At 32.2% G+C, this 12,714-nt stretch carries 13 protein-coding genes; 6 read left to right on the top strand and 7 right to left on the bottom strand.

The window, feature by feature from the left end:
* Positions 1 to 32: 32 nt before the first annotated feature.
* The 4 genes from NLG42_RS07595 to ahcY form a co-directional block, all read right to left on the bottom strand.
* Complete coding sequence (locus NLG42_RS07595; RefSeq protein ID WP_257683404.1) at positions 33 to 1,112, bottom strand: hypothetical protein; 1,080 nt, start codon at positions 1,110 to 1,112, stop codon at positions 33 to 35.
* 9 nt (positions 1,113 to 1,121) lie between these two features.
* Entirely contained in the window at positions 1,122 to 1,406 is a 285-nt protein-coding gene (locus NLG42_RS07600; RefSeq protein WP_089057536.1) for a hypothetical protein, read from the bottom strand.
* Between the two features lie 130 nt (positions 1,407 to 1,536).
* Positions 1,537 to 3,855, bottom strand: a complete 2,319-nt coding sequence (locus NLG42_RS07605) for a patatin-like phospholipase family protein (RefSeq protein WP_257683405.1) — start codon at positions 3,853 to 3,855, stop codon at positions 1,537 to 1,539.
* A gap of 189 nt (positions 3,856 to 4,044) precedes the next feature.
* On the bottom strand, positions 4,045 to 5,361 hold the full coding sequence (ahcY, locus tag NLG42_RS07610) for an adenosylhomocysteinase (RefSeq protein ID WP_089052655.1): 1,317 nt from the start codon (positions 5,359 to 5,361) through the stop codon (positions 4,045 to 4,047).
* A 350-nt stretch (positions 5,362 to 5,711) separates the two neighbouring features.
* Between ahcY and NLG42_RS07615 the strand changes: the two genes are divergently transcribed.
* The gene (locus tag NLG42_RS07615; RefSeq protein ID WP_257683406.1) at positions 5,712 to 6,362 is read left to right on the top strand and encodes a 4'-phosphopantetheinyl transferase family protein; all 651 of its coding nucleotides are present in this window, start codon (positions 5,712 to 5,714) and stop codon (positions 6,360 to 6,362) included.
* A gap of 67 nt (positions 6,363 to 6,429) precedes the next feature.
* Here NLG42_RS07615 and NLG42_RS07620 read toward each other — a convergent pair whose 3' ends face one another.
* The 3 genes from NLG42_RS07620 to NLG42_RS07630 form a co-directional block, all read right to left on the bottom strand.
* Positions 6,430 to 6,840, bottom strand: coding sequence for a group III truncated hemoglobin (locus NLG42_RS07620; protein ID WP_257683407.1), 411 nt, complete (start codon positions 6,838 to 6,840; stop codon positions 6,430 to 6,432).
* Positions 6,837 to 7,121 (bottom strand): hypothetical protein, encoded by a 285-nt coding sequence (locus tag NLG42_RS07625; RefSeq protein ID WP_099720612.1) that lies wholly within the window; start codon positions 7,119 to 7,121, stop codon positions 6,837 to 6,839. The genes NLG42_RS07620 and NLG42_RS07625 overlap by 4 nt, the downstream gene beginning before the upstream one ends.
* Before the next feature lie 80 nt (positions 7,122 to 7,201).
* Entirely contained in the window at positions 7,202 to 7,798 is a 597-nt protein-coding gene (locus NLG42_RS07630) for a Crp/Fnr family transcriptional regulator (RefSeq protein WP_257683408.1), read from the bottom strand.
* A 96-nt stretch (positions 7,799 to 7,894) separates the two neighbouring features.
* Between NLG42_RS07630 and NLG42_RS07635 the strand changes: the two genes are divergently transcribed.
* From NLG42_RS07635 to NLG42_RS07655, 5 genes are read left to right on the top strand one after another with little or no spacing between them, the layout of a single operon-like run.
* Positions 7,895 to 8,623: a phosphoglycerol geranylgeranyltransferase gene (locus NLG42_RS07635; RefSeq protein WP_089057542.1), complete on the top strand. Its 729-nt coding sequence runs from the start codon at positions 7,895 to 7,897 to the stop codon at positions 8,621 to 8,623.
* 33 nt (positions 8,624 to 8,656) lie between these two features.
* The gene (gene pnuC / locus NLG42_RS07640) at positions 8,657 to 9,280 is read left to right on the top strand and encodes a nicotinamide riboside transporter PnuC (protein ID WP_089057543.1); all 624 of its coding nucleotides are present in this window, start codon (positions 8,657 to 8,659) and stop codon (positions 9,278 to 9,280) included.
* Complete coding sequence (locus NLG42_RS07645) at positions 9,241 to 11,355, top strand: DUF4301 family protein (protein ID WP_257683409.1); 2,115 nt, start codon at positions 9,241 to 9,243, stop codon at positions 11,353 to 11,355. The genes pnuC and NLG42_RS07645 overlap by 40 nt, the downstream gene beginning before the upstream one ends.
* Entirely contained in the window at positions 11,355 to 11,756 is a 402-nt protein-coding gene (gene arfB, locus NLG42_RS07650; RefSeq protein ID WP_099720616.1) for an alternative ribosome rescue aminoacyl-tRNA hydrolase ArfB, read from the top strand. Before NLG42_RS07645 ends, arfB begins: the two co-directional genes overlap by 1 nt.
* 13 nt (positions 11,757 to 11,769) lie before the next feature.
* The gene (locus NLG42_RS07655) at positions 11,770 to 12,531 is read left to right on the top strand and encodes a hypothetical protein (RefSeq protein ID WP_257683410.1); all 762 of its coding nucleotides are present in this window, start codon (positions 11,770 to 11,772) and stop codon (positions 12,529 to 12,531) included.
* Positions 12,532 to 12,714: the final 183 nt, after the last annotated feature.

Here is a 12,714-nt window from a genome sequence, read left to right on the forward strand (position 1 = left end):
TACAAAGTTAACTTTTATTGAAAGGCGAAAAATTATTTAAGATTATGTTTTGCTGCAGAAACACTAATCAATTTGTAACCATTTTCAGTTCGTAGAAATTCTAAATGATCTTGAGTGCGATCAATTTTATTTTTTGAAGAAATAACAATATCCATAGTCGGATAAATCCAATCCTTAGATTCATTACAATTATTGAAATACATTTCGTATTCGGCAGATTCAAAAATAAAAGGATTCAAACCGTCAGCCGAAATGAAATATTCGGTTTTTGCAGTATTTAATTCTTGAAGTTTAAGCTTTATATAATTGTAATTTTCATTTATGAACTTGTTTTTTTGGTTGCTTATCCAACCCGTTGGTTCTTTCCAATAAGTAATTTTGTCAAAAGATTGTTTTAAGATATTAGTTTTAGATAAATCTTTGAGCAAATTGTTTGTCAGCCATTCTTTAAATTCCTTTTCAAAGCTTATAAACGAATAATAATTTCCGTTAACTCCAAGAAAACTTTCTCTTGTTGCATTTTTACTTGGTTCTCCCGATTTTTCTAGAGTGTAAAAGTTAAGATTATCATTGTATGCGAAATCTTCAATTAAAACAGTGTTGTTGATGTCGATTAGAAATTCTTTTCCTCCAGTCCAGAAAAAGTGTTCTCCATCTCTTACTTTTTCAGCATCTTTTAAACCTATAAAAGTTCCATTTCTAACTTTGGTTAAATTACTGTATATCGCTGGAATTACGATTTTACCATCGCTGTTAAACATTCCCATTTTATCCGTTTTACGATCTGTAAATCTTATGAAACCTTCGTTTTCACAATCTGGACCATTGTCAAAAATATATAAACTGTCGCGCCCGACAATTTTTCCTGCTTTGGTTAAATAATAACTTTCCCATTTTTGATTGTTTTCTTCATTAACAGCAATAATATTTTCAAATTTATGAGCGATTGTCATTCCCATAAATTTTGGTTCAATTTTGATAACGCCGTTTTTATCTTTAAATCCAATATGAGTTGAATCTTTATCTGGAAATGAGATCCAAATATCATTGTTTTGAGCAAATACAGTTAAGTTTAAAAAGAAGAAAACAGAAAAAAGGATACTCTTTTTCATAAGATTTATTTATCGTATATGAATTTCGGATTCCTTGTTTTTTGCTTCATCAAAGCAGTCGCTGCATAACATTTTAAAATCGGCTTTAGCTTGAAAAACATTAGTCCATTCTTCACCATTATCAAGCAGCCATTGTTCGCATTCTCCGCACCATGCAATTTGCGGAAGATCTTCTTCGGCTTCTGAGTAGAAAAAGCCTGTTTTTTCTTCTGAGTCTATTGCCATTGCAATGTGAATACATCCAAAAGACATTTCTTTTGAGCCATGTACTTCACATAAAACATTTTCAATCATAATTTTTTTTAAGGATTTATTAGAAAGCAATTTTACATTACTTCAATTAATTTGAATTAATTGTTGTCAAATTTGATGTGTAAAGTTAATCTAGTTTTACTGTTATAAACGAAAAATAGTTCTGATTCTATTATGGGTTGAATGAAAATCCAACACTAAAAAATAATCTTACTTTGTCGATATTATTTATCCAGGAAGTATCAAAATGAATAGGTCCTAAAATCGATTGATAAGAAATAGAAGCTCCTCCAGATATTACAAGACTAGGATCAAAGCCATCATCCCATTTTCCTTTTGGACTAAATGCTTTGTTAATGTATTTATCAAAAGATTCAAAACCAACAGTTGCAATATTAAAATGGGGAGTTAGGTAGATTTTTCCCATAAGGTTTATTTGAGAAGCTAGTTTTAAGCCCATATATTGCGAAACATTCAGTTCGTCTTCATGCAGGCCGGGAAATGAAAAACGATTACTGCCAGAACTTGGTATAATTCCCCCTATGAAATACTTTGCTGCATAACCAAAATCAGAAAACGGGATTTGATCGTCGCTAAGTTTATCCTCAAAAATAAAATAAGAATCAAACCCAATGATTCCCGTAATTTTCTTTTTTAAAAGTGCTCTTTTTTCAAAACTGAAGCCAAGTTTTGTATAACCATTGGTTGAGCCTGATATACTTGTATGATCAGGCGAGTTAAAAGAAGTGTAGACATTTGTAAACAATGATCGGGTTATATTTGCTTTTAAAATTGTTCCGTTTTCAGCAAAGAAAACTTTATCCATGTCATTATAGGAATAATGCATGTTTAATTCGATGTTGTTTAATGAGTAATTCGTGATGTCGATTGAATTAGGATTGTATTCTCTGTCGTATTTTGGTTTTAAATTGGCGTATTGATAGTGTAAGCCGTAGCCAAAATAACTTTTTAATGAATTTATGTTTCTATTGATTTCATTACTAAATTCAACAGAATTATAAAGTACATTATCTGAAGCCCTGCCGTTAAAATAAATTTCTTGTCTTAATAAGGCTCCATAAAGTTCAGATGACCACCACCAATCACGGTTTTTTCCAAAATTTTTCTGATAATTGATTCTTGCTTTGGGCTGCTCAGCTATATCGACTGTTACAAGAAGACGAGATGCTCTGGCAAGAACATTTCTGGCAGTGTAATTAAAAATGATTCCAACGCCTCGATAAGTATCATAATGAACAGATGTGTTCAGTTGGTTTTTGGCACGTTCATGGCCAAAGATTGTAACACCTAGTTTGTTGTCATCTTTGACGAAATAGTTGTAGGTAATCTCATCAAAAAGATTGGTGCCCATTGCTCTGTTAATGCCCGCTATTAAATCTTTTGTAGTGTATTTTTGATGTGTCTTTAGATTCATTCTCCCTAATACGAGAGCAAGGTTTTCTGGACTGATTTTTTTGTAAACAATCGTATCAAGAATAATTTCTGAAGGCATTTTTGGTAATTCGTGAATTCGTTGTTGGTATCCTTTTAATTTTTCGGATAATGCTGTTAAAGCCGGAAGATTTTCATTTGTTGCAATTTTACCATCTTTATAGATTTCTGCACTATCTCCAAAATCTGCAGTCGAAAAACGAAGGTTAGGCATGTGATCTACCAAAATATCACAGAGTTTTCTATTAGCAGGATTCTTAATGTTACTCGGAAACATACTGGTTTGCGTCAATATAGTTATAACATTGTTCAGTTTGTCTATTGGTTCCAATCCGCCTCCAACATCACTGCCAATAATAATGTCAGCACCCATTTGTTGGGCGACATCAGTAGGGAAATTATTCAAAACACCTCCATCAACTAATACTGTTTTTTCATAGGTCATAGGTTTGAAAATAGCAGGGAGTGACATACTGGCTCTCATAGCATAAGCCAAGCTGCCTTTGCTTAAAATAACCTCTTTTCCTTCAGACAAATCTGTGGCCATTGCTCTAAACGGAATGGGCAGGCTGTCAAAATCTCTAATATTATATACGGGGTAAGTTAATTCAGAAAGATATTCTCTTAAATTTTGATCATTTAGTAAAGAGCCAATGCTGTTTAGTTTTTTGTTTTTAATTCCGATTCCAACTAAATATCTCTGAAACTCTCTTTTTTCTTCTACGCTTACAGATTTTAATGATTGTCCGCCGCCAAGTAATTTATCCCAATTAATGTTTTTGGTTAGTTTCTCTATGCTGTCTCCAGAATATCCCATAGCATATAAACCGCCAATAATACTTCCCATACTATTTCCAACGATAAGATCAGGAACAATGTGTAGAGAATCTAATTTTTGTAAAAGCGGAATATGCGCAATTCCTTTTGCGCCGCCGCCGCTTAATACCAATACGACTTTAGGTTTCTTTTCCTGCGAAAAAATAATTTGCGGGAGACTGAGTAAGAATAAGAAAGCGAACAAATAAGATGTTTTTTTCAAGATTACAATGTTTATGTATTTGAGAAATAAGGGCTTATTTTTATTTTTAAAATTAAGGACTTATTTCTAAAAAGTAGAATTTTTTGGTTGAAATGTTTAAAAAGACAATTTATTCATTCTTAAAAGCCTTAAAAATTAAAAACCCTCACATTTCTGTAAGGGTTTTTATAAATCTGAAAACTGCGATTTTTAGTATCTGTAGTATTCTGGTTTGAATGGACCTTCAACTGGAACACCAATATAAGCAGCTTGATCATCACGCAAAACTTCAAGTTCAACGCCTAATTTAGCTAAGTGTAAAGCAGCAACTTTTTCATCTAAATGTTTTGGTAACATATAAACTTCATTTTTGTAAGCTGCGCTGTTGTTCCATAATTCGATTTGAGCCAAAGTTTGGTTTGTAAACGAGTTACTCATTACAAAACTTGGGTGACCTGTAGCACAACCAAGGTTTACTAAACGACCTTCAGCAAGAATGATGATATCTTTTCCAGCGATGTTGTATTTGTCAACCTGAGGTTTGATTTCGATTTTAGATGCACCGTGGTTTTTGTTTAACCAAGCCATATCAATTTCGTTATCGAAGTGACCAATGTTACAAACAACAGTTTTGTCTTTCATTTGCTCGAAGTGCTCTCCAAGAACGATATCTTTATTTCCTGTAGTTGTAATGATGATGTCAGCATTAGCAATTACAGTGTTTAATTTTTTAACTTCATAACCGTCCATTGCAGCTTGTAAAGCACAAATTGGATCGATTTCAGTAACCGTTACAATAGAACCAGCACCTCTAAAAGAAGCAGCAGTTCCTTTTCCAACATCACCGTATCCGCAAACGATAACTCTTTTTCCAGCTAACATTAAGTCAGTTGCACGACGTACAGCATCTACAGCAGATTCTTTACAACCGTATTTGTTATCAAATTTAGATTTAGTAACAGAGTCGTTAATGTTGATTGCAGGCATTGGAAGAGTTCCAGCTTTTACTCTTTCGTAAAGTCTGTGAACACCAGTTGTAGTTTCTTCAGATAATCCTTTAATTCCAGGAACCAATTCTGGGAAACGATCAATAACCATGTTAGTTAAATCTCCACCATCATCAAGAATCATGTTCAATGGTTTTCTGTCTTCACCAAAGAATAAAGTTTGCTCAATACACCAGTCAAATGATTCTTCGTCAAGACCTTTCCAAGCATAAACCTGAATTCCAGCAGCAGCAATAGCAGCAGCAGCCTGATCTTGAGTAGAGAAAATGTTACAAGAAGACCAAGTAACTTCAGCACCTAGAGCAATTAAAGTTTCGATTAAAACTGCAGTTTGAATCGTCATGTGTAAACATCCAGCGATACGAGCACCTTTAAGAGGTTGTTCGTCTTTATATTCAGCGCGAAGAGCCATTAAACCTGGCATTTCAGCTTCAGCTAGTTCAATTTCTTTTCTTCCCCAAGCAGCCAGAGAAATGTCTTTTACTTTGAAAGCCACATAAGGCGTAGTCGTTGTACTCATTTATAGTATATTTGTAATTGTAAAATTTTTGCAAATTTACATAATAGCTTTTTATTTTTACTACTTTCTGTCAGATTTGTGAAATCTTTAATTTCTTAATCTTTAGAATGTTAGTTTGTAAAACGATTTTAACCATATAAGTGATATAAGTACGTTAAAAAAAGGATTCTTATATTCTGCTTTTTGAAAACATATAAGTGATATAAGTTCATTTAAAAAAGATTCTTAAAGGATTACCTTTGCTTCTAATTGCTTATATTTACTAATACATTTTTTAAGCTACTAGTTATATTTTCTTAAATGACTTATATGATTTAAAATGTACCATCCATAATTTATAATTAAAGAAAATGCCTTTATTTCAAACCATACAATTCAACGAAACCACAAAAATTTTAATTTGGGAAATAAGCGAATCGTTCGATGAATTGTATAGTAAGGTTACCTTAAAAGAAAAGACGCAGCGCAGACTTGACGGAATGAAATCGCAAATGCATCAGCGGGCTTTTTTAAGTGTTCGAATGCTGATTCAGGAAATGGGTTTTACAGATCATGATTTGCATTATGACGAATTTGGAAAACCTTATTTTGATTGTCATAATCATATTTCGATTACACATTCGTATCATTTTGCAGCAATAATTGTCAGCCGCGAGACCGTAGGAATCGATATGGAATTACAACGTGAAAAAATACTTCGCATTGCAGATAAATTTGTTGATACTGAATTTGAATATTTGAATCCAGATGTTTTACAAGATTACGTAAAAAAGCTAACGGTTATTTGGGGCGCGAAAGAAGCAATCTTTAAAATTAGAAACGAAAAAGGCATTAGTTTTAAAGATCATATTAGAGTTGATGATTTTTCTTTAAATAAAGATCAAACCAGTGCCAGTCTTCATTTTGATGATTTAGTGAAAGGTTTTGATGTGCATTATGAAGAAATAAAATCAGAAAATTTTGAAGGTAATTTTACACTGGTTTATGCTTTTGAGAAATAAGTTTTTTAGTCTTGGTCACGGTTTTAGCCGCAATCTTGTCATTTGACAAAAAGCAGATAGATATTCACTATTCTAAAGGATTCTCTGGCAATTTTTTTCGATGTTCAAACATGCTCATGTACAAAAAAGTGCTCATTTTTCTAGCACGTCTCTTTAGTATTTCGACATTTTCACCTTCAAAATACTCCTCTAAAGTTTGAAACCAATGATTAAGCCAAATTCCAAATTCATTTGAAGTAATCTGCCCCTTAAAATGAGCATCAACTTCATTGTGAACAGCAATAGGATTACCATCGTATTTTTTTACACCAAACAAATTCATTTCCCAAAAATCAGTCAGTTTTTCCAGATGTGAATCCCAATCTTTAATCATTTCATTAAAATAAAAACCAATTTCTTCGTCGGCTCTTATTTTTTCATAAAATCGATGTACTAGAAAAGAAACATCACCTCTGTTTTCTATTTGTTTTTTACTCATGTAAGACTATTCAAAATAATAAATAAAACACTAAAAAAGGCACTTGCAATTAGTAAGTTAAAAATCAGTTTATGCTTCATTTGAGCCAAAATCGAAGTGTTTACAAAGATACAAACTAAAACAATAACTGCCAGTTGTATCATTTGCGGAATAGAAGTTCCATTGGCAAGAATAAACATTGCTGCCGCTGCTCCCAGACAGCTTTGACCGATTACAGCCATTGTTGCAGAACCAATAAAATTTTTGTCAAAATTTTCGAATGTAGTTTGATAAAGTGTCATGATATTAAGTTTTAGAATAACAAAGGTACAGGCACCTTGAGGCTGTTATTTATGACTTAAATCATAAAACAAAATCTTTTTTATCGATATACTTTTCGGTTTATAATCTTTAGTTGTCCCTTTTTTTCTAGCGCTTTTATAGCTCTAATAACAGTTTCAACACGCAGGCCTGTTAAATCTCCAATTTGTTGTCTTGTAAAACTAATAAGATGTCCGTTTACATCTTTTTTAAAATTAAAATAAGCAATTCCGTGATCTATTAATTTTAAAACTCGATGCTCAGGTTCATGAGTAGATATTTCTGCAGCCATTATAGATTTATAATACAAACGCTGTGCAAGATTCTCGATTATTTCAATACTCACAGAAGGGTTTTCCTGAAGCAGCGTCATAAAAATAGCTTTAGGCAGAAGAAAAATTTCAGTATTCTCTACAGCTATCGCATTTGCTGGATATTTTTGATTTAAAAATAATGGAGGTTCTCCAAAAGATTGATTTTTGTAAAATATACCTTGAATAAATTCCCTTCCGTCATCATTATAATTACACATTTTAATCTCACCTGAAATAATTTGATAATAATGTGTTGGAAGCTTTCCCTCTTCAAAAATAATATCATTTTTGTTAACAGATTTTTTTAACGCATCATATTTTTCTAACAATTCAGTAGTAATCATAAATTTGTCTGCTTTGGTTGTTAACTCATGTATTACAAATATAATTCATTCTGAATAGTTCTTCTACACTAAAAACTTTTTACTTTTACAGCCATTATGGAGCAAAAATTACTCACTATTCATCAGCAGATTTTAGAGGCTAAGAAAAATGGACAAAAGTTATTGGCCATACTTCTAGATCCAGATAAAATTGTATGGGAAAATTTAAATCATTTATTGTTCAAAATAAATGAATCTCCTGCGACTCATATTTTTGTTGGCGGCAGTATTGTTCATAGCAGCATTCTAGAAGATTTAGTACAGGAGTTAAAATTAAAGACAAACCTTCCAGTTATTTTGTTTCCAGGAGATCCATCACAGATTTCCCCGCAAGCCGATGCCATTTTGTTTTTGTCTTTATTATCGGGACGTAATCCTGATTATTTAATAGAATATCAAGTTCAGGCAGCGCCAATTCTTAAAAAAACAAATCTCGAAGTTATTTCTACAGGATATATTTTGATTGAAAGCGGTAACGAAACTGCGGTTGCGCGCGTAAGTAAAACAGAACCTCTTAAGCGCGAGAATTTCGATTTGGCACTTGCAACAGCACAAGCCGGCGAAATGTTAGGGAATAAATTGATTTATTTAGAAGCAGGAAGCGGAGCAAAAAATCCAGTTCCGTTAGAAATGATACAGTTAATTGCTCAAAATATTGAAATTCCTGTAATTGTTGGAGGAGGAATTGTAGATTTACACTCCATTAAAAAAGCTCACAATGCTGGTGCTGATTTGGTGGTTATAGGAACTGCATTTGAAAACGACAGCCATTTCTTTGAATCCTAAATAAAACTTTTACAGTTTATAAATACCACACAAATGATAGATTTTTTTCTTGATAGTTATAAAAATGCGCCGCTTTGGCATATTGCTTTAGAGTTTTTAGTTTTCGTGTTTGGGATTTTAAGCGTATGGTTTGCAAAAAAAGAAAACATCTTAGTTTATCCAACCGGTTTAATCGCTACTGTTATTTCTGTATATCTTTTATATATTGCAGGTTACATTGGTGATATGATTATAAACGGATATTTCTCAATCATGAGTATCTACGGATGGTATGTTTGGGGAAGAGGAGGAACAGTGGAGGATAATATGCCCATTACCAGAACGAATCTTAATGAAAAAATAATTGGTGTAGTATTGTTTTTAGTAACTGTTTTTGTAGTTTTCGGGATTTATAAGTATTTCGATTACGAAATTAGAAATGACAATTATGTCGATATGATATCGTCTGGAATATTTTTTGCAGGAATGTGGTACATGGCCAGAAAAAAAATCGAAAACTGGACACTTTGGATTATTGGTGATATTATTGTAGTTCCTCTATACGCTTATCGCGGTCTAGGAATGCTATCACTTCAATATTTAATTTTTACAATTTTAGCTATTTCAGCTTATTTAGAATGGAGAAAAATCTTAGACAGCAAAAAACAACTATCATAAAAATAGCCTTATTTGGTCCTGAAAGTACAGGTAAAACCACATTGGCAAAACAGCTTGCAGAGTATTACGAAACAGAATGGGTTCCGGAATTCGCTCGCGATTATCTGCAAGAAAAATGGGAAGAAAATCAGCATATTTGCGTTGAAGCAGATATGATGCCCATTGCTTATGGGCAGACTGCTTTAGAAAATCAAAAGCTTTCTAAAGCAAATAAATACTTGTTTTGTGATACCAATTTAATGGTTACCAAAGTTTTCTCGGAAATGTATTATAATGTTTGCGATCCGCTTTTAAATGAAGCAGCACTTGAACATGAATACGATTTGTTTTTTCTCACAGACATCGATGTTCCTTGGGAAAAGGATGATATTAGAGATACGCCAGAAGGCAGAGAAACCGTGTTTTCTGTTTTTAAAGAAACCCTGATAAATACTAAAAAGCCCTTTATAACGCTTTCTGGAAACAAAGAAAGCCGTTTGGCAAAGGCAACAGAAATTATAGATGATTTAGCAATAGCTAAAAAGCATAGTTTTACTTCTGCTGATTTTGTGCAGATATACGAACATGGTATTCCTTTTGAAAATGTTCTAAAACAGTTGGAAATTTTTAAAAACGGAATTGCAAAAAGCAGCTTAATAAATCCAGCAACGATTAATAATGGAATTTTAAGTTTATCTGATACAGAATTTAAAGAAAAGGCTGTTTTTTTTGATGCTCAGAGAGGAAATTTAAAAATTAAAAAGTTCGTTCCTGCTTCTGGAGCAGCAACTAGAATGTTTAAATTTTTAATCGCTTTCCTGAATGATTTTGATATTCAAAAAGAGACAATAAACGCTTATATCAACAGGAAAAATGACAAAGGACTTGCTATTTTTATTGTGGGAATGGAGAAATTTCCTTTTTTCGAAATAGTTTATAAAAAGTTAAAAGAGCTTTATCCAGACTTTGATGCCTTAGAAAGAGATTATAAGAATTATTATTTCATAAAATTATTGCTGTCTCCAGAGCATTTCAATTCAGCAAATAAACCAAAAGCGGTGTTGCCTTTTCATCTATACAAAACCCATCTTGCAAATCCAATTGAAGAGCATTTGAACGAATGCGTTCATTATGCTACAACAAATAACAGCTCGAATTTGCATTTCACCGTTTCAGAAATTCATCAAAAATTATTTGAACAGGCTGTTGATGAGGTTAAAGGGAAAATAGAAAAATCTTCAGGAACAAAAATTAATATTGGATATTCCTATCAAAATAAAAGTACAGATTCTATTACAGTTGATGTGAAGAACAAAATTTTAAGAAATCAAAATGAAGAGCTGATTTTTAGACCTGGAGGACATGGAGCATTAATTGAAAATCTAAATAATCTCGATGCAGATATTATTTTTATTAAGAATATAGATAATGTCATTCAAAATCATATTGATGAAATTACCCTGTATAAAAAAACTTTGGGAGGTATTTTGATCGAAATTCAAGAAAAAGTATTCGGCTATTTAAGAGCAATTGAAAATGACAAATTACATGAAAGTGATTTCGCTGCAATTATTGAATTTCTAGCTGAGAAGCTAAATATTCAGGTAAGTAAAGATTTTTATAAATTTACTATTGAACATAAAATCACCAAAATTAGAGAAATCTTAGATCGACCAATCCGAGTTTGTGGAATGGTTCGAAATGAAGGTGAACCGGGCGGCGGTCCGTTTTGGGTAATGAATGATAAAGGAGAAGTTTCTCTTCAAATTGTAGAAGCCTCTCAAATTGATCTTCAAAATAAAAAACAACTTGAAATTTTAGAAGCAGCAACCCATTTTAATCCTGTTGATTTGGTTTGCGGAATTAAGAATTTTAAAGGCCAAAAGTTTAATCTTGATCAATTTATAGATAAAAATGCAGGTTTCATTGTAGAGAAAAGCGTAGAAGGCAGGGCGGTAAAAAATTATGAATTGCCAGGATTATGGAATGGTTCAATGGCACATTGGCTGACCGTTTTTGTTGCAGTTCCTTTAATAACCTTTAATCCTGTGAAGACGGTAAACGATTTATTAAAAGCGACACATCAGCCACAATAATGGATAACGAAAAAATCATATCAGAGTTAAGCTTTAAAGCTGTTAGAAGCAGTGGTGCAGGCGGACAAAACGTAAATAAAGTTTCCTCAAAAGTAGTTTTGACTTTTGATTTGGAAGCTTCTCAGGTTTTGTCTGAAGAAGAAAAAGCACTTCTGAAAGATAATTTATCATCTCGTTTAACATCTGAGAACATATTGATTTTGAATTGTGACGAAGATCGAAGTCAGATTAAAAACAAAGAGATTGTTATAAAACGTTTTTTAGAAATTATAAAAAAAGGTTTGTTTGTTCCTAAAATTCGAAAAGCGACCAAAATTCCAAAATCCGTAATTAAAAAAAGAATCAAAGACAAAAAAAGTGTTTCTGAAATAAAGAAAAACAGGAAGAGACCAGAGTTTTAAAAAATATAAATAAATGAAGATACTAGTTGTGTTACTTATAGCTTTGAGTGTAAAAACATATTCACAATCAACTAATTTTGAATACGATTTTGCTCTTAAGGGAAATGTAAAAGAAATGACTGCAACTCTTTTTAAGGCTGTAAAAGTTGGTAAAGAATTTAAAACGAGCGAAAAAATAGCTGATTTTTTATTTATAAAGAACCGTTCTGGAAAACTTTTTCAACCTGATTATATGGGGTCGGATCTATGGTCACAGCCCCAGGATGTTTACAATGAAAAGAATCAGATTGTTGAAAATGTCATCTATTCTGAAGAGAGTAAAGTGCTTCATAGAACAAAGTTTATTTATGATGAAAAAGGGCAGCTTGTAGAAGAAAAATTCTATAATGAACCTGATACCTTGTCGCAAATAACACATTATGAATACAAAAATAATTTGCTGCAAAAACAAGTATCCAAAAAATTGAAAGATATACAGGAGTATGAATATGTAAAAGATTCGCTAAAAAATTACATTTATGACGATCATGGTAATCTGACAAAAATTATTACAGAAGGCTCTTGGAATGTAATTTATAAATACAATTCAAAAGGTTTTTTAGCTGAGGAATATATAGAAGGTCAATTTGGTAATCCAAACGAAATACTTGTTAGAAGGTTTCATTATTTAAAAACAGACGATAAAAATTGGATAAGTGCTTATTTTGAGGTGTTTGCATACGAGGAAAAGCCAGTTTACTATTACCTTGAAAGACAAATTAAATATGAAGATTAGAAACGTATAGTTTTACAAATGATTTATTTTTAAAATACCTGGAGACATACTACTTTTTTCTTAATTCTTTTTTACCTTTGCCTCGTCTCAAAGGGGTGCTCTAAATAACGAGCTGAGATCATACCCAAAGAACCTGAGCGAGTAATGTTGCTAAGGGAAAAAACGACACTATCAAGCGTGCAC

This window comes from Flavobacterium plurextorum, assembly GCF_024638035.1.
GTDB lineage: Bacteria > Bacteroidota > Bacteroidia > Flavobacteriales > Flavobacteriaceae > Flavobacterium > Flavobacterium plurextorum.